This is a genomic window from Exiguobacterium sp. SH3S3, assembly GCF_004337115.1.
In the GTDB taxonomy this organism is placed as follows: Bacteria; Bacillota; Bacilli; order Exiguobacteriales; family Exiguobacteriaceae; genus Exiguobacterium; species Exiguobacterium aurantiacum_A.
In genome coordinates, this window is the sequence record NZ_SJUU01000003.1 from 75,800 (window position 1) to 101,861 (window position 26,062).

The window sequence follows — 26,062 nt, forward strand, 5'->3', positions numbered from 1 at the left end:
CGGCGCGTTTTACATGTGATGATGGTCGTTATGATGATTGTGGTGGTCATGATGGTGCGAACCAGAACGACGTCTCGGCGCCGGCTCATCGGCGAACTTCTCCCCGTCTAAAATGCCGAGCCGCTTGTATTGGCGGTCGACCCGCTCCTTCGTCCCATCGTTCACATGCGGCGACTCCATAACCAACTGATAGCTGCCGAGTGCGACCCGGAACGGCTCCATGTATGTCCGATCGACCGGGAACGACGCCACGTCCCGCAAATAATCCGCGAGCCGGTTCGCCGCCTCGTCGTCCGGATGGTCGGCGAGCTCCGTCGCGAAGCGTTGCATATCTTTCAATAGACCCTTCGTCTTCGTCACTTGGCGAATCATGCTTATAATAGCGATTATAATCACGGTTAGAATGCCGATAATAAAAATCGGGAAAATACTGAACATCCCACTAAAAAACGAATCTCCCATCCCTGTCGAATCGATGTATATTTCTTCCCCGAATGCAAACGTATGGACCATGATGTCTCCCCCTTTTTTCTATAATACGAACGTGATTCCATTTGGTTTCATCTTCACGAAAAAGCCGTGGCATGCGCCACGGCTCATCGGTCAGTTCAATTGTTTCTCCATCATGATGCGCGGTGCGCCATCTTCCGTGTACGCCCCCATGATGTCGTAGCCGCACAACAGGTTCAAAATGATAACGCCTTTGTTCGTGTTGCGCGCTTTCGTCCGAATCGAGTGGAACCCTTGCGCTTTCACCCATTCGAGTTGCGTATCCATCAACTTGCGGCCGATCCCGTACTTTTGAAACTCAGGATGCACGCCGCCGGCCCAGCTATAGAAGCGATATGGCTCAGCCTCATAGCCGATCTTGAATCCGACGGGCCGGTCGTCAGAAAATGCGAGTAACACGAGCGGGTTGGCATGGCGGTACAGTCGTTCTTTAAAACGAAGTTGGTCGATGTCGCCGTACAGATGGCGATACAGGTTGAAGAATTCCTCTTCAAACTCGTTAAAGTTCGTCGTCACATCTTTCACGATAAATGAACTGGTCGTACTCATCTTTCCATCCCCTTTCGAAATATGGACAAGTTACTCGTACGCCTGTTTATTTCGCCATCTACTCGGATTTTCCTGTTTCTCGCTCAAATGCGTTCAAACCTTTTTGTTTGTACACCCCGAGCGAACGTTTCGGGAGGCTCCGTACCATCCAGTTTTTGAACACACGTTGTTTGTCCTCGATCGATAGTCCGTATCCTTCCGTCACGATATGACGGGCCCGCGTCGTCACGTCATAGAGCGAGATGGTGGCAGCGACCGAGATATTTAAACTTTGGACATAACCTTGCATCGGGATGACGTAATTCCCGTCCGCTTTCGCGAGTGCCTGCTCCGACACACCGTGATGCTCGTTCCCGAACAAGAGCACGGTCGGTTTTGACACGTCGACGTCTTCGAGCGGGATCGCCTCTTCGCTGAGCGCCGTCGCGAGTATTTGATAGCCGTCCGCTTTCAACTGATCGATCGCTTCCTCAATTGAAGCGTGTTCGACGACGTCGACCCAGCGATCGGCACTCTTGGCGATAATCGAGTTCGGTTTGAACTTGGCCCGTCCCTCGACGACGTGCAGCGTCTGCACACCGAACGCGTCCGCCGAACGCAATACGGCCGACTGATTGTGCGGATCGTCAACGCCCTCGGTCAATACCGTGATGTGATTCGTCCGCGTGTTCAATACGTCTTGCATCCGCTTGACGCGGTCTGGCATGAGCATCGAGAACAAGAGCCGATCCTCTTCTTTCATCACGCCCGTTCGTAACAACTCTTCAAGCAACGTGGCCTGCTCTTCTTGTGACAATGCTGATGTCGTCTGTCTCCATCCCATTCTTCTCGCCCCTTTCAACCTCTAGTATTTTAGCGGGATTCGTTTCGACTGACAAGCGACGTCGTAAAACAGCGTATTTTCATCCTTCCATGAAAATTTATGAATTTTAGGAAACCGGTTGCACAAATTTATGCAATCGATTACAATCATTAATGCAAGCGGTTGCATCAGCAGCCGTTCTTAACAGAGAAAAAGTTCCGAACAGGAAGGAAGCGGATAGCATGAAACAGCTCATCTCATTTGATTTTTGGCAAAAGCTCGGTAAGGCCTTGATGGTCGTTATCGCCGTTATGCCGGCAGCAGGACTCATGATCTCGATCGGTAAATTGATCGGCATGTCAGCCGGAGACGTCGGGATCCTCCTGACGACGGCACGCATCATCGAAGACTTAGGTTGGGGCATCATCGTCAACTTACATATCTTGTTCGCGGTCGCCATCGGTGGCTCGTGGGCGAAAGACAAGGCCGGTGGTGCGTTCGCCGCACTGATCGCCTTCATTTTGATCAACCGTGTCACAGGCGCCATCTTTAACGTCAACGGCGCCATGCTCCAAGACCCGGAAGCGACAGTCCAATCCCTCTTTGGGGCCGACCTCGTCGTCGCTGACTACTTTACATCTGTCCTCGGTTCACCTGCCCTGAACATGGGTGTGTTCGTCGGGATCATCGCCGGTTTCCTTGGTGGTGCACTTTATAACCGATTCTACAATTTCAGTAAATTACCGAACGCCTTGTCGTTCTTCAACGGGAAGCGGTTCGTCCCGTTCGTCGTCATCCTCGGTTCGGTCGTCGCGGCGATCGCGCTGTCGATCATCTGGCCAACGATTCAAGGGGCACTCAACAGCTTCGGCCAATGGATCGCCACGTCACGTGACACGGCACCGATCCTTGCGCCGTTCATCTACGGTGCGCTCGAACGTCTGTTGTTACCGTTCGGTCTTCACCACATGCTCACCGTCCCGATGAACTACACGGAGCTCGGGGGCACGTACACGATTTTAACGGGCGCGACAGCTGGTTCAGTCGTCGCCGGTCAAGATCCGCTTTGGTTAGCTTGGGTGACGGACCTCGTCAACCTTCGCGCCGCTGGCGATACAGCTGCTTACAACACGCTGCTCGCTGACGTCGTACCGGCCCGTTTCAAAGTCGGTCAAGTCATCTTGTCGTTCGCCGCGCTCATCGGTGCCGCTTATGCGATGTACCGTAACGTCGACGAGGACAAGAAAGCCCAGTACAAACCGATGTTCCTCTCGGCCGGTCTCGCCGTCTTCTTGACGGGTGTCACTGAGCCGATCGAGTTCATGTTCATGTTCGTCGCTCCAGTCCTTTACGTCATGTATGCACTCATGGCCGGTGCCGCCTTCGCCTTGGCGGACATTATCGACCTTCGTGTCCACGCGTTCGGTGCGATCGAGCTATTGACGCGGATCCCGATGATCATCAAAGCCGGACTCCTGCAAGACTTGATCAACTTCTTCCTCGTCTCGGCTGCGTTCTTCTTCATCAACTTCGGAGTGTTCAACTTCTTCATCAAGAAGATGAACTTGCCGACGCCTGGACGCAACGGCAACTATATGGAAGAAGCGACAGAGCAATCGACGGTGACCGGCAACGAGCAGGTCATGGGGATTATCGCGCTACTCGGTGGGGAAGATAACATCGAGGACGTCGATGCCTGCATGACACGTCTTCGTGTCACAGTGAAAGATATGTCGCTCGTCTCAGAAGAGCGCGAATGGAAAAAGAATGGCGCCATGGGTCTCATCTTGAAAGACCGTGGTGTCCAAGCAATCTACGGCCCGAAAGCCGACGTATTGAAGTCTGACATTCAAGACGTCATCGGTGCATAATCAACAGGCCAGCTCGTGCGAGTTTGCCTGTTTTTTCTAAAGGAGGACTACTGTGAATATTTTGACACTCAACTGTCACGCCTGGTTAGAAGATCGACAACAAGAGAAAATCGACTCGATCGTGGAACGGATCGCGAGCGAGGAGTATGACATCATCGCGCTCCAAGAAGTGAACCAACATAAAGAAGCGCCGCTGATTGACGGTCTCATCCGTGAAAACAACTTTGCCCACGTCCTCGTTGAAAAACTCCGTGAGCAAGGGGTCGCCTATTACATGACATGGGATTTCGCCCATTACGGCTATGATATCTACGAAGAAGGCGTCGCGATCTTATCGCGGACACCGTTCGTCTCGACCGAATCGTTCTTTGTCTCCCAAACGACCGACCCGAACGATTACAAGTCTAGAAAAATCGTCAAAGCCGTCGTCAGCGGAACGGACGAACCGACAGCCGTCTACTCGTGCCATCTCGGTTGGTGGCATGATGCAGACGAACCGGCTCGTCACCAGCTCGATGAACTGCTTCGCCGCGTCGAAGATGACGACCGGGCTCTCCTGCTCGGCGACTTCAACAACGACGCGTTTCTGCGCGGTGAAGGCTACGACTATTTGATCGACCACGGTCTTCAAGACTTGTTCTTTCTCGCAGCCGAGCGCGAAGGCGATGCGACCGTCCAAGGCAAAATCGCCGGTTGGGACGAGAACAAGCAGGCGCTTCGCATCGACTTGATGTTGACGAACGCCCCGATCCACGTTTCGCGCCACGCCGTCGTCTTTGACGGCGACAACGGACCAATCGTGTCAGACCATGCCGGTGTCGAAGCGACCGCGTTTTGGCGATGAGACAACCCCTTTCTTTCCGAACTGGAGAGAAAGGGGTTTTGCTTTGTCAAAAAATCCTGTATGTTGGAAACGACTGATGTCTAACAACCTTTGAACGAAAGAAGTGATTGCATCTTGACGACCACCCCATCGCTCAGTCGCAACGACTGGACGCTCATCTTATCACTGGCGCTGCTCACGTTCGTGCTCGGCACGAGTGAGTTCGTCATTGTCGGAATTTTACCCGATATCGCGGATGGACTGACCATCTCGATTGCCACCGCCGGGACGCTCGTGTCCGCCTTCGCCATCAGCTTTGCTATCGGCACCCCGCTCATGATGTCGTTCACGAGCCATTTGCCGAAACGAAGACTTATGCTCGGACTCACGCTCGGCTTCATCGTGCTCAATTTCTTGAGCAGCCAAGCACCGAACTACGGTCTTCTGCTGTCGACACGCATGGTGACCGCGGTCGTGACCGGTGTGCTCATCTCGCTCGCCATGCTCGTCGCCAGTGAATCGGTACCGCCGACGAAGCGCGGCATCGCCGTCTCGCTCATCTTCGGCGGCTTCACGATGGCGAACGTGTTCGGTGTTCCACTCGGGACGTTCATCGGGCAACGCGCGGGCTGGGAAGCGACGTTCTTCATGACGACCGCACTCGGTATCGTCGCCTTATTCGCGGTCTACCGCGTCGTCCCCAACCAGTTATCGAGCGCGAAGACGTCGATCTCTGACCAGCTCCGGCTCTTGACGAATCCGCGTATTTTGATCGCCTTCTTCATCCCGGCTTTCGGATTCGGTGCGACGTACGTCGTCTATACGTATCTCGTCCCGATCTTAAAAGGCGTACTTGGCGTCCCGGTCGCATGGGTCAGTCCGATCCTGCTCGCCTACGGTTTCATCTCGATCTTCAGCAACATGACGGCCGGGAAAATCGCGAGCCATAACCCGATCGGTCGGCTCCGGTTCGTCTTTCTCATCCAAGCGGTCGTGCTCGCGGCGCTTTATGTGACGACGTCGAACGTGACGCTCGGTCTCATCAACATCGCCCTCATGTCGTTCATGGCGATTCTGCTCACGACGTCGACGCAAATTTATTTGATCGACTTGGCCGAGAAGTTCAACCCAGATGCGAAAGGACTCGCCTCGTCACTCATGCCGGTCGCGAGCAACGTCGGCATCGGTATGGGGTCTGCTCTTGGTGGTCTCGTCTATGCGAACGCACCGGTCATGATGCTCGCCCTCGTCGGTGGCGCCGTCGCCTTACTGACCGCTGCCTTGACGTCGCTTAGTCATCGTCTCGACCAACGCTAAACAGCGTGCCCGAACCCGGGCACGCTGTTTTTTTAAAGCCAATCTACGATTTGATCAATCGTCTCATCAAGTTGTTCTCTTGCGCTGAGCGGGCTGTCGTTATCCCCGTCTTGCGGCCCGTACATCCCAAAGTTGGCATGATTGCCACCTTCGATCTGATGGAACGTGGCGTCACTCGGCACGCTGTCACGGCTCGTCTCGATATCGCTCGGTGTCGCCAGACCATCCAATTCACCCGAGATCGACAAGACGCGCAAGTCGCTATCCGTCATCGCGCTGATCGGATACGAGGCGAGGAAGATGACCCCGTCGACTTTATCTTCGTTTTCGAGCGCATAGCCCGAGGCGGCCGAACCGCCAAGCGAGTGACCGGCGACGTACCAACGCTCGATATCGGGATGTGCCTCGATGATTGTTTCCGCCGCATCGATATCTAGGATGCCGAGGTTCAAGCGAAGCGACGGGATGGCGACAAAGTGCCCTGCTTCCGCCAATCGGGTCCCGTAATAGGCGTACGCCTCTTTATCGACTTTTGCACCCGGATACAAGATAATCCCGACCTCACGCCTCCGGTCTCCGAACTCTAGTCGGTTGTCGACCTGTTCAGCTTCAGCCGCATAGCCAAGCGCTTCATCCGTCGGTCCGTATGTCATTTGCGTCCAAACGACGAAGCCGATCACGGCGACAAGGATGACGGCAAGCAACGACAGTCCGATCCACTTCAGTTTTCTCTTCATTATATACCTCCATTTGCATCCACTTCGTCGTCACGGTACACTAATAGTAAAAAAGGGAAATATCAGGGGGACACCATGACGAAAAGTTCTGTAACCACGACGATTCAGTGGTTTATTTTTATTTTAGCTACCAACATTGTACCACCGCTCGCCATCGCCGCCCTATTTGAACTGTCGCCGGCCGAGACGATGACGTTCATCTCGCGCTCGCTGTTCATCTTCGCACTGTTCAGCATCATCCAGACGCTGTTCGGCCACCGTCTGCCGATCTTAGAAGGACCGGCCGGTATTTGGTGGGGCGTGTTCACGCTGTACGCCTCGATCGGTCCTGCCCTCTACGGCAGCGGGCAAGAGACGCTCCAAGCGCTCGGCTTCATGCTGTTCTTGAGCGGTGTGCTCGGCGTGGTCATGACCGTGACCGGACTGTTACGGCGCATGCTGTCGCTGTTCACGCCTCAAGTGCTCGGCGTCTATATGATCCTGCTCGTCCTGCAACTATCCGGTGCCGTCATTAAAGGCGGTTTCGGTGTGAGCGAGGACGGCATCAATATCGTCCAAGCCGTCGCGACAGCCGGGCTCGTCTTGTTCGCGCTCACGCTCGAGCGGAGCCGCTTCAAACAATACGGTCTCGTCATGACGCTTTTCGTCGGGTTCGGGTTGTTCAATCTGCTCGGTCTCGGCAACCCGATCGTTCGTTCTGAGTCGTTCTTCCTCGTACCTGAGCTGTTCCCGTTCGGCGCTTGGGTATGGGATTGGAACTTACTTCCGACCGCGTTCGTCATCACACTTCTACTCATGACGAACGTGCTCGCGAACATCAAATTGATTGAGCGCATCGTCAGTTCACGGACGAAACAACAAGTCGAAGGCCACGTCGCCGCGTCTGGCGTCGTCAGCGGTGTCAGTCAGATGGTCGCTGGTCTGTTTGGAACGCCTGGACCGGTCGCGATTTCTGGGACAGCCGGTTTCTTGTCGTCAACGGAGAGCGTGCACCGTGCCCCTCACCTCGTCGCTCACGGCTTGATGATGGTGCTCGCTTTGATCGGACCGTTCGTGTCGCTCATCGCAAGCATCCCGGCCGCGGTCGGGTACGCCATCGTCACCCCGCTCATCGCGACGATGATCATCATCGGGATTAACGAGGCTGCGTTCGAGTTGAACCAAAAGACGGCGTCGCTCACGGTCGGCCTCCCGCTCGTCATCGGGGCCGGGGCGATGTTGCTCCCGCCTGGAGCGATGAACGATTTACCGCCGCTTCTTGCGACCGTGTTCTCGAACGGTCTCGTCCTCGGGACGGTCGTCTCTTTGACGACCGCCATCCTGAGCCGAATCCACGACTAAAAAAGAACTGACCTCGCGTCTGAGGTCAGTTCTTTTCGGTCACGTGCATATGGAAAGCTTTGTCGTGCGGCAAGACGGCACCGTCTTCCGCCTCGAAGTGTTCGCGGTCCTTGAAGTAAGCCGCAACCGTCAACGTGTCCCGATGAAGGGCACGCTTGAACGCTTGCTCGGCCGTGACCGGTGTTCCGTCATCGTTCTTCAGTTCGAGACCCATCAGCTTGTAGCCGATCGTTTGACCACCACGGCTCATCTGGCACGCCTCGATCGCATAAGAGACGAGTGTTGGTGTGATGACCGCGTGGACGAACTCGCTCTTCACTTTCTTCCGAACGAGCTGTTCGACACCGAAACTAAGGAGCCCGGCAATGACACCGTCGATCAAGACGGCTTTCGTGCGTTTGCTCGTCACTCGCTTCATTGGCTCATTCGCTGCATCATTCCGGACGTCAACACTTCCGTGCCTTGTCCTTCTTCTCCGGCCATGATCAAAGCCCGGGCCACGTGTAACGCTTGGATTGGGGCCGCATTTGGAACTTTTTCGAGCAACAGCGGTTGGAACGGACGGCTTACGACTTCAGCCGCTTTCTCACCGAGCCGGAACGACTCGCGGTCGCCGAGCAAGAGCGACGGGCGGGCGATAATCAAGTGCTCGAACCCGAACACTTTGAGCCCGTTCTCGAGTTCACCTTTCACTCGGTTGTAGAAGAACGGCGAGCGCAATGACGCACCTTGTGCCGAGACAACGGCGTAACGTGTGGCGCCGTGCTGTTTCGCGACACGCGCGACTTCGAGCGGTAACTCGAGGTCGACATGTTTGAACGCCTGACGTGATCCGGCGACGGCAATCGTCGTACCGAGTGCACAGTACACATCGTCAATGTGCGGCAACGTCTCATCCATCTTCTCAAAGCCGACAACTTCATGTAATTTCGGGTGACTCCAACGTTTCGAGCGGCGGACGACGATCCATACCGCGTCATACCGTTCTTGTTCGAGCAACTGCTCGACGAGCTCGCGTCCGATCAAACCGGTCGCGCCGACAACGAGTGCTGTTTTTCCCATTCTAGTTCCCCCTTGTTACGTACTTCTTTCAGTCTAGCTGACTTGCCGTTCATCGGCAACGACTGAGACCAGACACAATCAATCGAAGACGAGATTGCGGCAATTGCAACCCGTTTATGAAAAGACGGCAAAAAGTTCGATTTTTCTGAAACTGCTGTATACTGAAGGTACTGGAAAAACGAGAGGAGCTAGTTGTGTATGAAGCTATTCGTTCTTGGTGCCACCGGACGGACCGGTCATCAGTTTGTCGATCAAGCGATCGAGCACGGCCATCATGTGACCGCCTTCGTGCGCGAACAGAAAAAACTCATCCCGACCCCGCAACTTGAAATCATCGAAGGCGCCGTGACGGACAGTGCGGCGTTGACCGACGCGCTTGCCGGGCACGACGCCGTCATCAGCTGTCTCGGGACCGATTTGAGCGACCCCGATTTCTTGGCCAGCGTGACCGATGCGCTCGTCCCCGCCATGAAAGCGAACGATGTGACGCGCATTCTGTACCTCGCGTCTGCCGGGATTGACAAAGAGATTCCCGGGATCGCCGGAACGGTCGTGACGTTCATGCTCCGGAAGCCGCTTCGCGACCACCGGGCCGCGGTCGACCTGTGGCGCAACTCGTCGTTCGACTACACGATCGTGCGGCCGATGCAACTGACGGATGGTCCGCGGACATCAGTGTACCGGACGGACATCGACGGGATCCCTGCCGACGGTAAACAGATTTCACGTGCCGACGTCGCCCAGTTCATGTTGAACACGGTCGAAGAGAACAGTTTCGTCCGGCAGTCGGTCGGACTGGCGTACTAATTTTTTTGAATCCATGCTACAATATCGGATAGTCAACTTTGAAGGGAACGAATACGAATTATGAGTATATTAACAGTACAAAACTTGAGCCACGGTTTCGGTGACCGCGCCATTTTAAATGACGTGTCTTTCCGTCTATTAAAAGGTGAACACATCGGCCTCATCGGAGCAAACGGTGAAGGAAAATCGACGTTCATGAACATCATCACGCGCAAACTGCAACCGGATGAAGGGAAAATCGAGTGGGCGAAAAACGTCCGCGTCGGTTACCTCGACCAGCACGCCGTCCTCGCACGCGGGATGACGATTCGTGACGTGTTGAAAAGCGCATTCCAATACTTGATCGACATGGAGACACGCATCGGCGAACTCTACATGGAGATGGGCGACGCGTCACCTGAGCAGATGGACGACATGCTCGCTGAAGTCGGCGAACTGCAAGAGACGCTCGATTCGAACGACTTTTATATCATCGATGCGAAAGTCGAAGAAGTCGCCCGCGGACTCGGTATTTTAGACGTCGGTCTCGACCGTGACGTCGCTGACCTATCAGGTGGACAACGGACAAAAGTGTTGCTCGCGAAGCTGCTCCTTGAGAAGCCGGACATCCTCCTCCTCGATGAGCCGACCAACTATTTGGATGAGATCCATATCGAGTGGTTGAAGCGTTATCTTCAGAACTACGACAATGCGTTCATCTTGATCTCGCACGATATCCCGTTCTTAAACAGCGTCATCAACTTGGTCTACCATATGGAGAACCAAGATTTGTCGCGTTACGTCGGCGATTACAACAAATTTATGGAAGTGTACGAGATGAAACGGTCGCAGCTTGAGTCGGCTTATAAACGCCAACAAGCGGAAATCGCTGATTTGAAAGACTTCGTCGCCCGTAACAAGGCCCGCGTCTCGACACGAAACATGGCGATGTCACGTCAAAAGAAACTCGACAAGATGGACGTCATCGAGCTGAGCGCGGAACGTCCGAAGCCAGAGTTCCGTTTCTTGCAGGCGCGCACGTCAGGCCGTCTCATCTTTGACGCGAAAGATCTCGTCATCGGTTACGATGAGCCGCTCTCACGTCCACTCGACCTGCAGATGGAGCGCGGTCAGAAGATCGCCCTCGTCGGTGCGAACGGGATCGGGAAGACGACGCTCTTGAAGAGTCTGCTCGGCATGATCAATCCGCTCGAAGGAACGGTCGAACGCGGCGAGTTCCTAGAGATCGGGTACTTCGAACAAGAAGCGGCCGTCAGCAACAACACGTGTATCGAAGAGATTTGGAGCGAGTTCCCGTCACTCAACCAGCAACAAGTCCGGGCCATGCTCGCGAAGTGTGGTCTCATGACGAAGCATATCGAGAGTAAAATCGCCGTCCTCAGTGGTGGGGAAAAAGCGAAAGTCCGCCTCTGTAAGCTCCAAAACAACGAATCAAACTTGCTCCTCCTCGATGAGCCGACGAACCACTTGGACGTCGACGCGAAGGAAGAGTTGAAGCGCGCATTGAAAGAGTATAAAGGTAGTATCCTACTCATCAGTCACGAACCGGAGTTCTATCAAGACATCGTCACCGACGTCTGGAACTGTGAATCGTGGACGACGAAAGTATTCTAAAACGTGTAGAGGAAGTGTCGCATGACAGGCCCCATCCAATTGAACGAACGCATCGTTCTCTATGATATTATTCGAGGATTTGCCCTGTGCGGCATCTTCCTCGTCAACATCCCGAGCATGCTCGGGAGCGACTGGATCTTCGGTAAACCTATGTATGAAGGTAGTGACCTCGTCGTAAGGACACTGTTCGACTTGTTCATCCAGACGAAGTTCTATACAATTTTCTCTTTACTGTTCGGCATCGGCTTCTCGATTTTCCTCGAACGCTCGTACGCGCGTGGGGACTCGGCGAGCCGCTATGTCCGACGCATCATCATTCTTTTCCTGTTCGGACTTGCTCACCTGGCCATCTGGTCGGGTGACATCTTACATACGTATGCGATGTGGGGGTTGTTGCTCCCCTTGTTTTATGGATTGAGCAACCGCGCGATTTTGACGTGGGCGTGGAGTTTGTTGATCGGGAGTTTTCTCTTGTTCTATGGCTCATCTGTCTTGATGGAGTGGACGACGGGGTATTTCAATCCCGGCTATCCGTTCCCGACCGCGTATAACGCCGGCTTTGGCGCTTGGTTCGATTACCGGCTCGACGTCGAGATCTTTAGCGCAATCTCAAACTCTCTGCTTGTCGGGATCGAAATCTTTTGCCTATTTTTATTCGGTCTCTATATCGGGCGTGAGCGGAAGCTGCTCACATGGACGCTTCAAGGATTGACACGAACGGCCATTATTTGCAGTGTTCTCGCCTTGCCGTTTTTCGGGGTCATCCTCTGGCATCGTTACGGCGGTGGTGATGCTTACTACTGGACGAACCTAGCAGCCGTCCTCATCTCAGGAAAACTGCTCGCGACGACGTACGTCTGTCTGTTCACCGTCGCCGTCCGAAAAGGACTCACGTTCCGTCCGCTCCAGGCGCTCGGCCGGATGGCGCTGACGAACTACTTGACGCACACGCTCGTCGTCGTCCTTCCCGTCATCGCCCTCGGGTATTACGGACGTCTGTCGCTCACTGAAGGATTGTTCTTGAGTATCGCGATTTTGATTGCCCAAACGTTCTTCTCAATGTGGTGGCTCAAGTCTCATCGCTACGGACCGTTCGAGAAGTTATGGCGGATCGGGACGTATGGGATTCAGAAGAAAGTATCATAGCATGCAGAAAGGCTCGAAGCATCTCGCTTCGAGCCTTTCTCATTTCTTAGTTCGTCGCCGCTGCTGTCAACACAGGAACGATTTGTTTTTTACGTGATACGACGCCAGGAAGTGTCGCCAGGCCGTCTAACAGTTCGACGTTGAACGCTTGTTCGAACAAATCATGCTTCGCACCGACAACGAGTGCTTCTGAATCATTCGTCAAGATGTTCGTGATTGCGAAGACGAACAAGTCAAGCTGTTTGTCAGCAATCGTCTTCGCCATCGCCGCTTCAACTTCAGCTTTACGGCTCAACACGTCGTGCGCGTCAACCGTGTTCACTTGCGCGATCTCGATGCGGTAGTCGCCCATCGCGAACTCTTTCGCGTCGAGCGAGATGAGTTCAGGCACCGTCTTCTGGCTCAGGTCGGCTCCGGCTTTCAACATTTCGAGACCGTACGCCTCGACGTCAGTTCCGGCGATGTCTGCAAGTTCTTTCGCTGCTTTGACGTCCTCGTCCGTGCACGTCGGTGACTTGAACAAGAGCGAGTCCGAGATGATCGCCGATAGCATCAAGCCGGCCATGTCAGACGCGATTTCAACACCGTGTTCTTTGTACAACTTGAGCAAGATTGTCGCCGTGCAGCCAACCGGCTCCGCCCGGTAGTAGAGTGCGTCTGCCGTTTGGAAGTTAGCGATGCGGTGGTGGTCGACGACTTCAAGGATTCGCACGTCAGCAATGTCGGCCGCACTTTGTTGGAACTCGTTATGGTCGACTAAGATGACCGAGCTCGTTTCGTCCGATACACGTTCGACGAGGCGCGGCGCCTTGACACGGAAGTGGTCGAGCGCGTATTGCGTCTCCCCGTTCACGTCACCGAGACGGACCGCCTCGGCGTCCATCCCTAATTTCTTTTTCAGTTCAGCGTAAGCGAGCGCCGAACAGATTGTATCCGTATCTGGATTTTTATGTCCGAAGACAAGTACTGTACTCATGATGCATTCTCCTCACTGTTATAGTTTTCCCTTATCCATTATACCGTCAATCCCCATTCTTTCAATTCCAAAACAAAAAGAGCCTAGACTCGGCTCTTCACGATTGTTCGTCTTCGTCTGTCTCTTCGAGGTCCGAATGATCCCCTTTTGAATCTTCTTCGTGCGAGATATCCGGTTGGTCCCGGTTCAACTTCTCTTGTTCTTCTTGTTCACGTTTGTCTTGGTCTGACATCTGTCTCATCCTTTCGGTACTGAGTCTTGTCGTAGACTGTTCCCCGAGGTTGACGCGGTCAAACGGATGTCTCACATCCGTAAACAAACTGTCATGTCAGTCAGCCTGAACGAACACGACTTCATCCCCGCGGATCTCGACGTTGACGTCTTGTCCTTGGAACAACCATTCGTCCTGCTCGGCGACGACGAAACGAATTCCATCTGCGTTCGTTTCGACGACGGCGTTATCGATCTCTTCTGTGATGACACCGACCGAGAACCCGTGCGTCAAATCAGTCGAACCCCCGTATTTGGCGAACAGACGAACCGTCTGTCCCGCCTCGACTTCCATTTCGTCTTTAAAAAATTGGAGTGCTTCTTCCGTCACGTTGATCTTCATGTAACATCCTCCTCTCGACTTCTGTCTTCATTCTAATCGTTTCTCAAAAAGCGAGCGAGGAAGTTGCCTAGAGTGTCGTGCCCGAAAGATACGCAACGGTCAGACTTTGCGTCCTAACCGCACCGCCGTTCATCTCATCGAACGTCACATCGAACAAGGCGCGACCGATTTCTTCATGCGGCGCGTGCATCGTCGCTAAGCCGAACGCCTGGCTGATCGGGTGGCCGTCAAACCCGAGGATGGCGACGTCTTCCGGTATGCGGACGTCACGCCGGCGCATCTCCCCTAAAAAACCGAGCGCGACGTAATCGGACGACAAAAAGAGCGCGCGGGGACGCTCTGTTCGTTGAAGGAACTCTGCCGCTAAGCGGATCCCGTCTTCACTCGTCAAGTAACCGGTCCATACCCATCGCTCACGCGCGGACGCCACTTCATCGAAGTAGGCCCGCTGACGCGCGATTGAGCTCGGACTAGACTGCCGCGATAAGACGATGCCGATATCTTCATAGCCAGCTTGCGTTAACACATGCAATCCGGCGACGAACGCCGCGTAATGGTCGACATGGACCGAGGAGATCGTCTCAGGCGCACCGACCGTCGCGACCGAGATCGGGCCGAAGCCACGGTACGTCTCCAATTCTTCGAACGACATCGCATGCGACAACAGAATCGCCCCGTCGACTTCACGATGCTTCAGTAAGTCGAGTGCTTGCCGCTCTTGATCAAGCTTGTACTCGGTCTGCCACATGACGAGACGATACCCTTTCACGAGCGCCGCTTTCGCGAGTCCGTTGACGAACAGTCCGTAGTACGGATGGTCCATATACGGCAACACGACGACGAATCGCTGCGTGCGCCCAGTCGACAGCGTCAACGCCTGCTGATTCCGTAAATAGCCAAGCTCTGCCATCGCTGCATGGACGCGCTGTCGCTTCTCTTTTGAAACGTATGGATGTTCGTTAATCACCCGCGAGACCGTCGTCACCGACACGTCCGCTTGTTTCGCGATATCTCGAATGTTCGCCATCCCGCCTCACCTCAATCCGTCAGTCTTTCCATATAGTGTACCCATTCTACTGACCGACTGTCATCTCTTGCCATCACTTGTCGCCGAATCGCTTGGGCGAGACGAAACCGTTCTTCGACAGGTAAGTGCAGAAACTCATCTTGAAACTGGGCGCACAACATGCGTCCGAACGGTGTGTACAATTGATTGATGACCAGTTCATAGACAATCCCGCTACACCAAGTCTTCCACGTCGTCGGATTCATCAGGCTTCCCTCCTTTGACTCTACCGTACATTCTGAAACGCGTTTCAGAGCAAGCACTTTAGTAAAAAACTCTAATTCCGAACATTAAATACTTAAATGAGAACTTTTTTAGTTTTTTAACTCAAAATCATTGACGATGTCGATTCGATTTCGTATAGTCAACAGGTTGATAACGTGTATTCCACTTTACTAGACAATTAATGTTCGGAAATTACTACTTATAAGGAGTCTTCCTAATGAACTTATTCCGTTTACAGCAACACGGGACGAACGTTAAACAAGAAGTGATGGCCGGCATCACAACGTTCGTCACGATGGCCTACATCTCGGTCGTCAACCCGGCGATTTTGTCGGACGCAGGCATCCCGTTCGCCCAGGCGTTCACGGCGACGATCATCGCCATCTTGATCGGAACAGGGTTAATGGCGTTCTATGCCAACCTGCCGATCGCGGTCGCACCTGGGATGGGCTTGAACGCCTTCTTCGCCTATACACTCGTCGCGCAACAACAGATCGCACCAGAAGCCGCGCTCGGCGTCGTCTTCGTGTCGTCGGTCTTCTTCCTGATCTTATCGCTGTCACCGATCCGGACGAAACTGATTCAAGCGATCCCGGCTTCATTGAAGCACGCCATCACGACCGGCATCGGGTTGTTCATCGCCTCGCTCGGCTTGAAGCTGTCTGGACTCATCGTCGCGGATGAGGCGAACCTCGTCCGTCTCGGGGAGTTGTCGTCACCGAGCGTCTTGCTCGTCCTCGGTGGACTGATCGTCTCGGCCCTCCTCTTCTCACGTAACGTCCCGGGCTCGCTGCTCATCGGGATGGTCGTCACTGGGATTGCCGCCTACTTCATGGGGCTATTGAAAATCGAAGGCGTGACGGCGATGCCGACGCTACCGGAAGGGTTGATGGTCAACCCGCTCACCGCTTTCTCTGACGTCATCCAATATGGCTTGTTCGGGGCCGTGTTGTCGTTCTTCCTCGTCACGTTGTTCGACACGACCGGAACGCTCGTCGGTGTCGGCAAGCAAGCCGGCTTGTTGAAAGAAGACGGGACGATCGAGAACGGGCACCGGGCTTTGTTCGCTGATTCGCTCGCAACGATGGGGGGCTCACTCGTCGGAACGAGTCCATCGACGGCCTACATCGAGTCGGCCGCAGGTGTCGCCCAAGGCGGACGGACCGGACTGACGACAGCCGTCGTCGCCGGCTTGTTCGGTCTCACATTGTTCTTCAGCCCGCTCATCGGTGCGATTTCAGGTGTCGCCGCCATTACGGCGCCGGCCCTCATCATCGTCGGCGCACTCATGCTGACGAACGTCCGCTATATCGATTGGACAGATTTCAGTGAATACTTCCCGGCGTTCATGACGATCCTCATCATGCCACTCTCAGGCAGTATCGAACGCGGGATCGCCTTCGGGTTCATCCTCTACCCGATCTTCAAGGCGATGAACAAAGAGACGGTCCACCCGCTCATCTACTTGTTCGCCGGATTGTTTATTTTGGAAATGTTTTTCCTATAATACTTGACTTTAACCCTCGTCCCCGACGAGGGTTTTTCTGTTATTAATCAGGGAATCACTGTCGTATAGCAGTCGGTTACTGAATATTCGTTCATTATCATCCGGTTCTCAATTAGGCATTATTTTACAATTATTTGAGAAATCCGTTCCATTTTTCTGTTTTCCGACTCAAAGATATGGAATAATGGCGATGAAATCGTTTTCGAAAGTATCATTTAACAGGAAAGAAGGAATGGACATGCCAAACGTGGCGTTGTTCGTCACTTGTCTCTCCGATACGTTATTCCCATCGGTAGGACAAGCGACGGTCGAACTATTAGAACATCTCGGTTGTGACGTCAGCTTCCCGTTCGAGCAGACGTGCTGCGGTCAACCGGCCTATAACAGCGGCTACCATGAAGAGACGAAAAAGATTGCCAAACACATGATTGAGACGTTCGAGAAAGCGGACGCCGACTATATCGTCGGACCGTCCGGCTCGTGTGTCATGATGATGCGCGACTATCCGCACTTGTTCAAAGACGATCCCGTCTGGAAAGAGCGGGCCGAAGCCCATGCGGCGAAGACGTTCGAACTGACGCAGTTCATCGTCGATGTGCTCGAAGTGACAGACGTCGGGGCGAAATTCCCGGCGAAAGCGACGTATCACGCCTCGTGTCATATGACGCGCTTGCTCGGGATCGAGGCGGCACCGGGACAGTTGTTGAAAAACGTTAATGGGTTGACGATGGTCCCACTCGAAGGGGTACATAACTGTTGCGGCTTCGGCGGGACGTTCTCGGTCAAGATGCCGGACGTATCGGTGCAGATGGTCGACGAGAAAGTCGAGTCAATTTTAAAATCAGGGGCCGACGTGTTGATCGGCGCTGATGCGTCTTGTTTGATGAACATCGGGGGACGCCTGCATAAACAAGGGCATCCGATCAAAGTGATGCATATCGCGGAAGTGTTGAACGAAGGGGTGAAACAAGCATGAGCATGGGGATTCGGTTAGACGAGAAGTTTCAAGATCGGCGGAAAGACGGGATCGATAACCCGTTCATGCGCCAAGCCGTCAGCTCGGCGCAAAATCGCCTGCGCGACGGACGTTTGAACGCGGCCGGGGAACTCGGGGATTGGGAAGCGTTCCGCGACCATTCGGAAGAGATTCGTCAGCACGTGCTCGAGCATCTCGATTACTACTTACACCAGTTGAGTGAGAATATCTCGAAGCGGGGCGGCAACGTCTTCTTCGCCGAGACGCCGGAAGAAGCGAACCGCTATATCCGCGAAGTCGTGCGCGCAAAAGACGCCAAACACGTCGTCAAATCGAAGTCGATGGTGACCGAGGAGATCGGGTTGAACGAGGCGCTTCACGAAGAAGGGTGTACGGTCGTCGAGTCGGATCTCGGGGAATGGATCCTTCAGCTCGACAACGACCCACCGTCGCACATCGTCGCACCGGCGCTCCACAAAGACCGGAACGATGTCCACAAGACGTTCACGACCCATGGCTACGACGGAACGAACGACCCGACCGAGCTCGGCCGCTACGCGCGCCGTGAACTGCGCAAAGACTTCTTGAAAGCAGAGGTCGGCATCACCGGTTGTAACTTCGCCATCGCCGAGAGCGGCGCCGTTGGTCTCGTCACGAACGAAGGTAACGGCCGGATGGTCACGTCACTCCCGAACACCGTCATCTCGGTCATGGGGATGGAGCGGGTCGTCCCGTCTTACGAAGAGTTCGAAGTACTCGTCAATATGTTGTGCCGGAGCGCGGTCGGTCAACGGCTCACGTCATACATCACGACGTTCGCCGGCACGAAAAGCGTCGGCGAAGTCGACGGCCCGGACGAATTCCATCTCGTCATCGTCGACAACAAGCGGTCAGGCATTCTCGGGACTCAGTTCCAGTCCGTGCTCCAATGTATCCGTTGCGCGGCATGTATCAACGTCTGCCCGGTCTATCGCCATATCGGCGGCCACGCCTACGGCTCGATTTATCCGGGACCGATCGGCGCCGTGCTCGCCCCGCTGCTCGACGGTTACGAGAACTATAAAGAACTGCCGTATGCGTCAAGCCTTTGTGGTGCCTGTACGGAAGCGTGTCCGGTCAAAATTCCGCTCCATGAACTGTTGATCGAGCATCGCCGCGTCATCGTCGAAGACAAGAAAAAATCACCGTTCGTCGAACGCATCGCCATGAAAGGCTTCGCCGTCACGTCATCGAGCCCGTTCTTGTTCGAGGCGGCCGAACAGATCGCGCCGTTCGCGTCGTCCCCGTTTGCGACAGCAGGGCAAATCGACAAAGGCTTACCAGCTTGGACCGACTCGAAAGACTTGCCGCAGCCGGCCAAACAGACGGTCCGCGACTGGTTTAAGAAACGGGGGAATGCACAATGAATCCAGGAACGATCACCAACCGTGAAGACTTTTTAAAGCGGATCGCGGGACAACTCGGACGCGACGTCGATTTGACGCCTCCGAAACGAGTATACAAGCACCGTCCGCAAGACGAGGTGTTGAAAGACGCTTCAACAGAGGAACTCCTCGAGACGTTCCGTATGGTCGCGACGCGCATTCATACCGACGTCGTCGAATGTGAGTCGACTCATCTCGATGACACGCTCCGTCTTCTCCTCGAACGATACGACGGCAAGACGATTATCGCCGAGGACGATGCACGCATTAAGGAATGGGCACCCGAAACGAGCCGGGCGTTCGACTGGTGGGATGCCGCGCGTCCGGATGACAGCCGCGCTCTTGCCGTGAAAGCTGACATTGGGATCACGATTGCCGATCAAGCACTCGCTGAAAGTGCGACCATCGTCCAATACGCGGCCCCTGGAAAATCGCGGACGATCAGCTTGTTGCCGCAAGATCACATCGCCATCATCCCGAAATCGGTGCTCGTGCCCCGCATGACGCAAGCGGCGAAACAGCTGGCCGAACTCGATCGCAACGGCGAGCTCGCCTCACCGCAAGGCGTCAACTTCATCTCGGGCCCGTCAAACTCGGCCGATATTGAGATGAACTTGATTGTCGGTGTCCACGGACCGGTCCGTGTCGCCTACGTTCTCGTACATGATCTCTAACGAAAAGACTCGCCGTCGTGGCGAGTCTTTTCGTTTATTCTTTATTCGACGGTGATGCTGCCGTTCGTCGTCTTCAAGCGAAGTGAATGTTCGATGTTTGAACGTCAAAGTCTTGTCCCGCACTCATCGCTTCGTCAATTTTCCCCATCGAGTCGCCCGCTCGCAATTCGTCTAACTGGGCCTTTCCTTGCTCCGTGATTGCGTAGTATTTCCGTGGCGGTTTTTCTGCCGACTCCTTCAAATACGTCGTGAAGTAGCCTTCCGACGTGAGCCGCCTCAGGAGCGGATAGACCACATCTTCTGAGATGTCACTTTTTTAAACTTAGCATCCCTCTCACCCCCTCCACTATCTATTAGGTAACAACACATCGTTCGCAATTGTTCAATAGACGTTAGCTAGCATGTTTACTACATCTCGATAAGTGGTATATCGCTGCCGAAATCTGTACAATAGGGGAACGACACTCGTAGAAAATAATTGTCACAGCCGGAATGTATGTAGTTCCAGGAAGGAACGGTCCCTATGAAAGCTTGGATTGACGAGCGGATCGGAAGGCAGTTTTTATTCGTCTTCTATTTATTCATTGGACTGATCCTCCTCACCTCACTCGCCGTATACGTATATACGGAAAATCGAATCGAAGAGACGACTTCATCGCTCGAGAACGTCAGTGAACGTCGCACGAATGCGACCGAGCTATTCGAGACATGGCAGTCGATGCAATATGAGATGCGCGGTTACGTCCTCCTCGGTGACGAGGAGTTGCTCGTCCGCGTCAAAGAGAAACAAGTCTTGATCGAGACACAGACCGCCTGGTTCGAAACGAACGCGGTCACAGAAAAAGAACAGACGTATGCGGGGGATGCCCGAGCGTTATTCTCAGCCTATCAACAACGCGTCATGCCTAGCCTCGAGCGCTACGTCGTCGCGAAGCGGGAAGGCACGGTCACCGAGCCGTTCCTGCAAATGCCGACGCTCGGGAAAGTGACGCCTCAAACCGAAGCACAGGCCGATCGGAAATTCAAGATCAACTCGAAGAGCGCGGCTGACATGAGCGCGAGTATCGTCGACATGGAGACGGTGTTCACCGAATACCGCAACGCCTTGAACGCGGAAGAAAACCAACTCCGTGAACAGCTCGCCACCCATACGAAATGGGCGCAAGTGCTCTGGCTCCTGTCGCTACTCACCGTACTACTCGTCCTCTTCATTGCGGCTCGGCCTTACGTACAACGGTTGACCGGTCAACTGCAAGAGTTGATCACGAATAGCAAGCGGCTCACCGACGATCGGGTCATACCCGTCCCTGTTTTGGTATCGACCCGGAACGAGGTCGGCCAACTGACCGACTCGTTCCGTCAAATGGCGTCGTCACTGTCGTCGCAACGTTATCAAGTCGAAGAAGAGCGTGAGAAGACCGCGCGACTCTTGCACTCGATCCGTGATGCCGTCATTTACGTTGAACATACGACGCATGAGAAACTCGCCAACCAGGCGCTCTTCGTCATGTTCAATCAGGCCATCACAAAGCAAAACGAGACGGACCTGTATCGGCTTGATGCCGACCTTGAAGAACTCGGTCTCCAAGTCGATCAAAAAGACTCGTTCTTCTCGTTCATGCGCCGAGCGTTTGACGGCGAAGCGATGGAAGAGAGCGTGACGTTCTCGATGAATCAAGAAGAACGGTTCATCCAAATGTACGCTGAAAAGATTCATTTGCGTGGCACACGCCACGGCACGATGCTCGTCTTCCGGGACGTGACGCAAGAAACCGAGGTCGACCGCTTGAAGACAGAACTTGTCTCGACGGTGTCTCATGAACTGCGCACCCCCTTAACGAGCATCATCGGGTTTACCGAACTTATGCGCTATCGGACGATGCCGGCTGAACGGACCGATCAATATTTAGGGATGATTCATCAAGAGACGCTCCGTCTCGAGGATTTAATCTCCAACTTACTCGACGTTCAGCGGATGGAGTCAGGTAAACAGACGTATCAAAACGAGCCCGAAAGCTTGTATGATATTTTGGCAGAAACGATTGCCGTCCATCAAGGCGCGAGTCAACACCACGACTTATCGTTTGAATGTGACACCGACGTCCTCGTGTACGGGGACCGGAACCGGCTCAGCCAGCTGTTCACGAACCTGCTCCATAACGCGATCAAATATTCACCGAACGGCGGAAAAGTTGCGGTGTCCGTCACGAATGACCAGTCGGACGGCGTCGAAATTTCCGTCACGGACTCTGGCATCGGAATTCCGACTTCAGCGCTCCCGAAACTGTTCGACAAGTTTTATCGCGTCGACAATTCGGCCAGCCGGAAGATCGGTGGCACCGGTCTCGGTCTTGCCATCTGTAAAGAGATTGTCGAAGGGCATGACGGGACGATCCGGGTCGACTCACGTGTCGGTCTCGGATCGACGTTCACGATCGTCTTGCCGAAATATATCGAGGAAGATCAAATGAGCGGCTAAACAATAAGGGATGACTCGCCTCGGGCGAGCCATCCCTTATGTTATTGAACTTTGCTTTCTGGACCGAATGCCGGATAGAGCGACAAGCCACCGTCAGCAAAGATGGTCGTGCCCGTGACGTAAGACGATTCGTCTGACGCGAGCCACGCTGCCACCGCAGCAATCTGTTCCGGCCGCCCGATCTTATGGGTCGGGATGAGCGCTTCGAGCCCTGTCTTCTCTTCTGGGTCTCGCATCGTCTCTTTGTTGATTGGTGTGTCGATCGCACCAGGCGCGATGGCGTTGACCCGAATTTGATTCGCCGCATATTCGAGCGCGACCGACTTCGTGAACATCTTGACCCCGCCTTTACTCGCCGCATAATGCGTATAGCCTGGGCGTGGGATCACCTCGTGCACCGAAGACATGTTGATGATGTTTCCTTTCAGATCATGTTTGACGAAGTACTTGAGTGCGGCCCGCACCCCTAGGAACGTCCCAGTCAGGTTCGTATCGATAATTTTCTGCCAGTTGTCGAGCTCCATTTCGTGCGTTTTCGCTTCGACTTGGACACCGGCGTTGTTGACGAAAATGTCCATCTGTCCAAATTCAGACACTGCTTTTTCGATCATCTTCTCGGCGAGCCCTTCTTCGGCGACGTCACCTTGGACAGCGACGGCTTTGCCTCCGGCCGCCTCGATGCCGCGGATGACTTCCTTCATCTCGTCTTCACTGCTTCTATAATTTAAGACGACGCTGACGCCTTCTTTCGCATAGCGTTCGGCCACCGCTCGTCCGATTCCTTTTGAACTGCCTGTGATTACTGCGACTTTCCCTTGAAGTTCTGGATAATTTGCCATGTCGGTTCCCCTTTCGTCTTCTCGGTTTGTAGTTCCCGCATTCCCCCTCTTCATGAAACCTTTCGGGCTGTCTTTTGAATATTTATGGGAAATCTACTATACTGAAACAAACTATTCGTTTTCAGGATTTGCCTGAAAAACGTACAAACTTATTCTTATGGAGGTGAATCCCCGATTTTTTGGGGAATTTTTGGACAGTCCCATGTTACTCAGTTTATTGATCGTCGCCTTTCTCATCTTCATGACCGCCTTTTTCGTGGCGGCCGAATTTTCAATCGTCAAAGTCCGGAGCGCACGGCTCGACCAACTCGTGCTCGAAGGAAACTCACGAGCGTCCGTCGCTAAAAAAGTCATCGAGAACCTCGATGACTCGCTATCCGCCTCGCAGTTCGGCATCACGCTCGCCGCGCTCGGCCTTGGTTGGATCGGTGCCGATCAAATCGAAGGAATGATTCAACCGCTCGTCGACCGCTTAAGCGTCTCGCCGTCGGTTTCCACATTCCTGTCGTTCTTAATCGCCTTTTTGCTAATCGCCTTTTTACACGTCGTCATCGGCGAACTTGTCCCGAAGACGCTCGCCGTACATGAAGCCGAGAAATTGACGCTGCTCGTCGCCCGGCCGCTCTATTTCTTCACGAAGCTGTTGTACCCGTTCATCCGGGTGCTCAACAGTATGGCCCGGCTCACGCTCCGCTTGTTCGGTGTCAAGACGACGGCGCAAGAGACGGCGCACTCGGAGGAAGAACTCAAAATTATCATGACGGAGAGTTTTCGAAGTGGCGAAATCAACGAGAACGAACTCGCTTACGTTCAAAATATCTTCTCGTTTGATGAACGTGTTGCAAAAGATGCGATGGTGCCGCGGATGAATATGGTGACGATCGATGAAGAAGACTCGATCGAGACGATTATCGCGACCGTCCAAGAGCATCAATATACGCGCTATCCGGTCACACGAGACGGTGACCGCGATGACGTACTCGGTTTTATTAACGCCAAACAAGTGTTCACGGCCCAACTCGTCAAGAGTGACGCCCCGCTTGAATCGTTTATCCATCAGTTACCTCTCGTCACGGAGTTCACACCGCTCCAAGAAGCGATGGTGAAAATGCAGAACGCACGGACGATGATGTGTCTCGTCATCGATGAGTACGGCGGCACCGCCGGCCTGCTCACGATCGAAGACATCCTTGAAGAGATCGTCGGTGAGATTCGCGACGAGTTCGACCGGGACGAACAAGCCGAGATCACTGAAGTCAATCCAGGACATTATCGCTTGTCTGGTCTCGTGCTCACGCAAGAGATCGAAGAGCGCTTCGGCATTGAGATCGAGGATGACGTCGACACAATTGGTGGTTTCGTCCTCTCGCAAAAAGCGAATGCACGCACCGGCGAACGTTTCGTCCTGCCAGGTGAGCACGAACTGATCGTCCGCGAGATCGACAATCACCGCATCGTCTTCGTCGACTTGATTCTTGCGCATAAAGACCAGCTTCGAGCCGAAATGGACTAAGTGTCTTTGACCGCCCTCCCTTGAACATTAGGGAGGGCTTTTCGATTGCCGCTCGAACTGTCGCTATATTTTCAAGGCTTGTCGTGATATACTGCACATATGTTGCTAATTTGAGTGCGTGCCACTCATTGACACAACATCACCGAACAGTTCATTAATGTTCGGTCCAACAACTACAGAAAGAAGGTTACGCATGGAACGTAAACTATTTTTAATTGACGGAAACTCCATGCTGGCCAGTGCCTACTACGGTGCCGCCGCGAGCCGAACGAAAAAAGGACGCGAGGTATCTAAAAACGATCGGAGTGCCGTCATCGGTATGACCGGCCTCATCCGGACGATTCTACGCAGACATCGTCCGTCTCATTTTGTCGTCGTATGGGACGTCTCACGTGAAACATTGTGGCGTCGCGAACTTTATCCCGGCTATAAACGCCGCCGTCGCCAGACACCACCCGAGTTGAAGGCTCAAATGGAACTCATGCGCCAATTGCTTGAAGAGAGCGGAATCCCGCAATATCAAGTCGAAGGCTATGAGGGAGAAGATTTGATTGCCCACATCGCTCGGAAGTTCAGCTGCAGCGCGCCTGTCGTTATCATGACGAAGGATAAAGACTTGCTTCAGCTCGTGAGCCCACGTATCACAGTATGGCTTCAAACACAGGAGCTTCAGCAAATGCAAGCTCGTTGTGATATCCAAGACAACCGTCCGCTCCCACTCAAGCGACATCTCGAGATTCGTCCTGAGGAGATTGCAGCGTTGTACGAAGGATTGAAGCCGAAACAGCTCTCAGCGGTCAAAGCGTTGACGGGAGACCGTTCAGACGGCATCCCACCTGTAGCCGGCCTTGACGAAAGTCAATCGGTACAGTTGATCAAACGCTTCGGTTCGCTCGATAAGCTTTACACGGCGCTTAGCGTCAAAGGCGATAAACGACAACTGATCAATGAAACGATCGCGGCACTGACGTCAGAGGAAGTGCCCCGTAACTTGAGACGTACACGCAAAAAAGCCGAGCGCAACATGGAGCTCGTCCGTCTCGATGTCACGGTGCCAGAACTTGAACATTTGAAACTGGCTCATCTTGAGCTCAGCATCAATTCAAAACGGGTCGAACAAGCGTATCAAAAACGCGGCATTCGCCTCTCGTTTGATTCGAGTCAAAAGAAAATTTCAGCACGTTAAAAAGC

At 53.9% G+C, this 26,062-nt stretch carries 26 protein-coding genes and 1 pseudogene; 14 read left to right on the forward strand and 13 right to left on the reverse strand.

All coding sequences use genetic code 11. From position 1 onward, the window contains the following. Positions 1-9: 9 nt before the first annotated feature. From EVJ28_RS03770 to EVJ28_RS03780, 3 genes are all read right to left on the reverse strand, one after another. Positions 10-513, reverse strand: coding sequence for a hypothetical protein (locus EVJ28_RS03770; RefSeq protein WP_131457908.1), 504 nt, complete (start codon positions 511-513; stop codon positions 10-12). Positions 514-603: 90 nt separating this feature from the next. After that, a complete protein-coding gene (locus EVJ28_RS03775) occupies positions 604-1,059 on the reverse strand; it encodes a GNAT family N-acetyltransferase (RefSeq protein WP_236634030.1) in 456 nt (151 codons plus the stop codon). Positions 1,060-1,117: 58 nt separating this feature from the next. After that, positions 1,118-1,882, reverse strand: a complete 765-nt coding sequence (locus EVJ28_RS03780; RefSeq protein WP_131488030.1) for a TrmH family RNA methyltransferase — start codon at positions 1,880-1,882, stop codon at positions 1,118-1,120. 221 nt (positions 1,883-2,103) lie between these two features. Between EVJ28_RS03780 and EVJ28_RS03785 the strand changes: the two genes are divergently transcribed. The 3 genes from EVJ28_RS03785 to EVJ28_RS03795 all read left to right on the forward strand — a co-directional run bounded on the left by EVJ28_RS03785 (position 2,104) and on the right by EVJ28_RS03795 (position 5,872). Beyond that, complete coding sequence (locus EVJ28_RS03785) at positions 2,104-3,732, forward strand: PTS transporter subunit IIBC (RefSeq protein WP_131457910.1); 1,629 nt, start codon at positions 2,104-2,106, stop codon at positions 3,730-3,732. A 52-nt stretch (positions 3,733-3,784) separates the two neighbouring features. Continuing rightward, positions 3,785-4,576: an endonuclease/exonuclease/phosphatase family protein gene (locus tag EVJ28_RS03790; protein ID WP_070328331.1), complete on the forward strand. Its 792-nt coding sequence runs from the start codon at positions 3,785-3,787 to the stop codon at positions 4,574-4,576. A gap of 114 nt (positions 4,577-4,690) precedes the next feature. Next, positions 4,691-5,872 carry an MFS transporter gene (locus EVJ28_RS03795; protein WP_236634031.1) on the forward strand — a complete coding sequence of 394 codons (1,182 nt, stop codon included), beginning with the start codon at positions 4,691-4,693 and terminating at the stop codon, positions 5,870-5,872. Positions 5,873-5,904: 32 nt separating this feature from the next. Here the strand turns inward: EVJ28_RS03795 and EVJ28_RS03800 are convergent, their stop codons facing one another. Next, positions 5,905-6,609, reverse strand: coding sequence for an alpha/beta hydrolase (locus EVJ28_RS03800; RefSeq protein ID WP_131470264.1), 705 nt, complete (start codon positions 6,607-6,609; stop codon positions 5,905-5,907). A 75-nt stretch (positions 6,610-6,684) separates the two neighbouring features. Between EVJ28_RS03800 and EVJ28_RS03805 the strand changes: the two genes are divergently transcribed. Further along, the gene (locus tag EVJ28_RS03805; RefSeq protein WP_131457913.1) at positions 6,685-7,950 is read left to right on the forward strand and encodes a purine/pyrimidine permease; all 1,266 of its coding nucleotides are present in this window, start codon (positions 6,685-6,687) and stop codon (positions 7,948-7,950) included. A gap of 25 nt (positions 7,951-7,975) precedes the next feature. Here the strand turns inward: EVJ28_RS03805 and EVJ28_RS03810 are convergent, their stop codons facing one another. Both EVJ28_RS03810 and EVJ28_RS03815 read right to left on the reverse strand, forming a co-directional pair. Beyond that, complete coding sequence (locus EVJ28_RS03810; RefSeq protein WP_131469336.1) at positions 7,976-8,368, reverse strand: RDD family protein; 393 nt, start codon at positions 8,366-8,368, stop codon at positions 7,976-7,978. After that, positions 8,365-9,012: an NAD(P)H-binding protein gene (locus EVJ28_RS03815; protein WP_131457915.1), complete on the reverse strand. Its 648-nt coding sequence runs from the start codon at positions 9,010-9,012 to the stop codon at positions 8,365-8,367. Before EVJ28_RS03815 ends, EVJ28_RS03810 begins: the two co-directional genes overlap by 4 nt. A 198-nt stretch (positions 9,013-9,210) precedes the next feature. On the opposite strand from EVJ28_RS03815, the gene EVJ28_RS03820 reads away from it, so the two are divergent. The 3 genes from EVJ28_RS03820 to EVJ28_RS03830 are packed head-to-tail and all read left to right on the forward strand — an operon-like array spanning position 9,211 to position 12,579. Continuing rightward, positions 9,211-9,819 (forward strand): NAD(P)-dependent oxidoreductase, encoded by a 609-nt coding sequence (locus EVJ28_RS03820; RefSeq protein WP_131457916.1) that lies wholly within the window; start codon positions 9,211-9,213, stop codon positions 9,817-9,819. Positions 9,820-9,879: 60 nt separating this feature from the next. Next, on the forward strand, positions 9,880-11,433 hold the full coding sequence (locus EVJ28_RS03825; RefSeq protein WP_131470263.1) for an ABC-F family ATP-binding cassette domain-containing protein: 1,554 nt from the start codon (positions 9,880-9,882) through the stop codon (positions 11,431-11,433). 21 nt (positions 11,434-11,454) lie between these two features. Then, entirely contained in the window at positions 11,455-12,579 is a 1,125-nt protein-coding gene (locus EVJ28_RS03830) for a DUF418 domain-containing protein (RefSeq protein WP_131457918.1), read from the forward strand. Positions 12,580-12,625: 46 nt separating this feature from the next. On the opposite strand, the gene EVJ28_RS03835 is transcribed toward EVJ28_RS03830, so the two are convergent. The 5 genes from EVJ28_RS03835 to EVJ28_RS03850 form a co-directional block, all read right to left on the reverse strand. Beyond that, positions 12,626-13,555, reverse strand: a complete 930-nt coding sequence (locus EVJ28_RS03835; RefSeq protein WP_131488034.1) for a manganese-dependent inorganic pyrophosphatase — start codon at positions 13,553-13,555, stop codon at positions 12,626-12,628. A 97-nt stretch (positions 13,556-13,652) separates the two neighbouring features. Further along, entirely contained in the window at positions 13,653-13,787 is a 135-nt protein-coding gene (locus EVJ28_RS14320) for a hypothetical protein (RefSeq protein ID WP_255417550.1), read from the reverse strand. Positions 13,788-13,883: 96 nt separating this feature from the next. After that, positions 13,884-14,168 (reverse strand): HesB/YadR/YfhF family protein, encoded by a 285-nt coding sequence (locus EVJ28_RS03840; RefSeq protein WP_016507928.1) that lies wholly within the window; start codon positions 14,166-14,168, stop codon positions 13,884-13,886. A 67-nt stretch (positions 14,169-14,235) separates the two neighbouring features. Beyond that, positions 14,236-15,195 carry a LacI family DNA-binding transcriptional regulator gene (locus EVJ28_RS03845; protein ID WP_131470262.1) on the reverse strand — a complete coding sequence of 320 codons (960 nt, stop codon included), beginning with the start codon at positions 15,193-15,195 and terminating at the stop codon, positions 14,236-14,238. An 11-nt stretch (positions 15,196-15,206) separates the two neighbouring features. Beyond that, entirely contained in the window at positions 15,207-15,440 is a 234-nt protein-coding gene (locus EVJ28_RS03850) for a hypothetical protein (protein ID WP_131457922.1), read from the reverse strand. A 236-nt stretch (positions 15,441-15,676) separates the two neighbouring features. Here EVJ28_RS03850 and EVJ28_RS03855 point away from each other — a divergent pair, with 236 nt between their 5' ends. The 4 genes from EVJ28_RS03855 to EVJ28_RS03870 all read left to right on the forward strand — a co-directional run bounded on the left by EVJ28_RS03855 (position 15,677) and on the right by EVJ28_RS03870 (position 20,040). After that, on the forward strand, positions 15,677-16,966 hold the full coding sequence (locus EVJ28_RS03855; protein WP_016507932.1) for an NCS2 family permease: 1,290 nt from the start codon (positions 15,677-15,679) through the stop codon (positions 16,964-16,966). A gap of 238 nt (positions 16,967-17,204) precedes the next feature. Beyond that, positions 17,205-17,942 (forward strand): (Fe-S)-binding protein, encoded by a 738-nt coding sequence (locus EVJ28_RS03860; RefSeq protein WP_131457923.1) that lies wholly within the window; start codon positions 17,205-17,207, stop codon positions 17,940-17,942. Positions 17,943-17,944: 2 nt separating this feature from the next. Further along, positions 17,945-19,348, forward strand: coding sequence for a LutB/LldF family L-lactate oxidation iron-sulfur protein (locus EVJ28_RS03865; RefSeq protein ID WP_131469352.1), 1,404 nt, complete (start codon positions 17,945-17,947; stop codon positions 19,346-19,348). Beyond that, entirely contained in the window at positions 19,345-20,040 is a 696-nt protein-coding gene (locus EVJ28_RS03870; RefSeq protein ID WP_131457924.1) for a LutC/YkgG family protein, read from the forward strand. The genes EVJ28_RS03865 and EVJ28_RS03870 overlap by 4 nt, the downstream gene beginning before the upstream one ends. A 73-nt stretch (positions 20,041-20,113) precedes the next feature. Here EVJ28_RS03870 and EVJ28_RS14275 read toward each other — a convergent pair. After that, positions 20,114-20,347: pseudogene (locus EVJ28_RS14275) on the reverse strand (PadR family transcriptional regulator); the annotation flags it as partial. A 216-nt stretch (positions 20,348-20,563) separates the two neighbouring features. On the opposite strand from EVJ28_RS14275, the gene EVJ28_RS03880 reads away from it, so the two are divergent. Next, positions 20,564-22,519, forward strand: coding sequence for a HAMP domain-containing sensor histidine kinase (locus EVJ28_RS03880; protein ID WP_131488036.1), 1,956 nt, complete (start codon positions 20,564-20,566; stop codon positions 22,517-22,519). Positions 22,520-22,560: 41 nt separating this feature from the next. Here EVJ28_RS03880 and EVJ28_RS03885 read toward each other — a convergent pair whose 3' ends face one another. After that, positions 22,561-23,358, reverse strand: a complete 798-nt coding sequence (locus EVJ28_RS03885) for a glucose 1-dehydrogenase (RefSeq protein ID WP_131470258.1) — start codon at positions 23,356-23,358, stop codon at positions 22,561-22,563. 202 nt (positions 23,359-23,560) lie between these two features. Here EVJ28_RS03885 and EVJ28_RS03890 point away from each other — a divergent pair, with 202 nt between their 5' ends. Together EVJ28_RS03890 and EVJ28_RS03895 are read left to right on the forward strand one after the other, a co-directional pair. Beyond that, complete coding sequence (locus EVJ28_RS03890; RefSeq protein WP_071398830.1) at positions 23,561-24,871, forward strand: hemolysin family protein; 1,311 nt, start codon at positions 23,561-23,563, stop codon at positions 24,869-24,871. A gap of 193 nt (positions 24,872-25,064) precedes the next feature. Beyond that, positions 25,065-26,057, forward strand: a complete 993-nt coding sequence (locus EVJ28_RS03895) for a 5'-3' exonuclease (RefSeq protein ID WP_070328350.1) — start codon at positions 25,065-25,067, stop codon at positions 26,055-26,057. Positions 26,058-26,062 lie beyond the last annotated feature (5 nt).

Excerpts from the sequence above, each read along its gene's own strand:
- EVJ28_RS03770 (WP_131457908.1), bottom strand. The coding sequence starts at position 513 with ATGGTCCATACGTTTGCATTCGGGGAAGAAATATACATCGATTCGACA.
- EVJ28_RS03815 (WP_131457915.1), bottom strand. The coding sequence starts at position 9,012 with ATGGGAAAAACAGCACTCGTTGTCGGCGCGACCGGTTTGATCGGACGC.
- EVJ28_RS03890 (WP_071398830.1), top strand. The coding sequence starts at position 23,561 with ATGTTACTCAGTTTATTGATCGTCGCCTTTCTCATCTTCATGACCGCC.
- EVJ28_RS03845 (WP_131470262.1), bottom strand. The coding sequence starts at position 15,195 with ATGGCGAACATTCGAGATATCGCGAAACAAGCGGACGTGTCGGTGACG.
- EVJ28_RS03810 (WP_131469336.1), bottom strand. The coding sequence starts at position 8,368 with ATGAAGCGAGTGACGAGCAAACGCACGAAAGCCGTCTTGATCGACGGT.
- EVJ28_RS03895 (WP_070328350.1), top strand. The coding sequence starts at position 25,065 with ATGGAACGTAAACTATTTTTAATTGACGGAAACTCCATGCTGGCCAGT.
- EVJ28_RS03880 (WP_131488036.1), top strand. The coding sequence starts at position 20,564 with ATGAAAGCTTGGATTGACGAGCGGATCGGAAGGCAGTTTTTATTCGTC.
- EVJ28_RS03870 (WP_131457924.1), top strand. The coding sequence starts at position 19,345 with ATGAATCCAGGAACGATCACCAACCGTGAAGACTTTTTAAAGCGGATC.
- EVJ28_RS03835 (WP_131488034.1), bottom strand. The coding sequence starts at position 13,555 with ATGAGTACAGTACTTGTCTTCGGACATAAAAATCCAGATACGGATACA.
- EVJ28_RS14320 (WP_255417550.1), bottom strand. The coding sequence starts at position 13,787 with ATGTCAGACCAAGACAAACGTGAACAAGAAGAACAAGAGAAGTTGAAC.
- EVJ28_RS03820 (WP_131457916.1), top strand. The coding sequence starts at position 9,211 with ATGAAGCTATTCGTTCTTGGTGCCACCGGACGGACCGGTCATCAGTTT.
- EVJ28_RS03840 (WP_016507928.1), bottom strand. The coding sequence starts at position 14,168 with ATGAAGATCAACGTGACGGAAGAAGCACTCCAATTTTTTAAAGACGAA.
- EVJ28_RS03850 (WP_131457922.1), bottom strand. The coding sequence starts at position 15,440 with ATGAATCCGACGACGTGGAAGACTTGGTGTAGCGGGATTGTCTATGAA.
- EVJ28_RS03775 (WP_236634030.1), bottom strand. The coding sequence starts at position 1,059 with ATGAGTACGACCAGTTCATTTATCGTGAAAGATGTGACGACGAACTTT.
- EVJ28_RS03785 (WP_131457910.1), top strand. The coding sequence starts at position 2,104 with ATGAAACAGCTCATCTCATTTGATTTTTGGCAAAAGCTCGGTAAGGCC.
- EVJ28_RS03860 (WP_131457923.1), top strand. The coding sequence starts at position 17,205 with ATGCCAAACGTGGCGTTGTTCGTCACTTGTCTCTCCGATACGTTATTC.
- EVJ28_RS03825 (WP_131470263.1), top strand. The coding sequence starts at position 9,880 with ATGAGTATATTAACAGTACAAAACTTGAGCCACGGTTTCGGTGACCGC.
- EVJ28_RS03805 (WP_131457913.1), top strand. The coding sequence starts at position 6,685 with ATGACGAAAAGTTCTGTAACCACGACGATTCAGTGGTTTATTTTTATT.
- EVJ28_RS03780 (WP_131488030.1), bottom strand. The coding sequence starts at position 1,882 with ATGGGATGGAGACAGACGACATCAGCATTGTCACAAGAAGAGCAGGCC.
- EVJ28_RS03830 (WP_131457918.1), top strand. The coding sequence starts at position 11,455 with ATGACAGGCCCCATCCAATTGAACGAACGCATCGTTCTCTATGATATT.
- EVJ28_RS03800 (WP_131470264.1), bottom strand. The coding sequence starts at position 6,609 with ATGAAGAGAAAACTGAAGTGGATCGGACTGTCGTTGCTTGCCGTCATC.
- EVJ28_RS03855 (WP_016507932.1), top strand. The coding sequence starts at position 15,677 with ATGAACTTATTCCGTTTACAGCAACACGGGACGAACGTTAAACAAGAA.
- EVJ28_RS03885 (WP_131470258.1), bottom strand. The coding sequence starts at position 23,358 with ATGGCAAATTATCCAGAACTTCAAGGGAAAGTCGCAGTAATCACAGGC.
- EVJ28_RS03865 (WP_131469352.1), top strand. The coding sequence starts at position 17,945 with ATGGGGATTCGGTTAGACGAGAAGTTTCAAGATCGGCGGAAAGACGGG.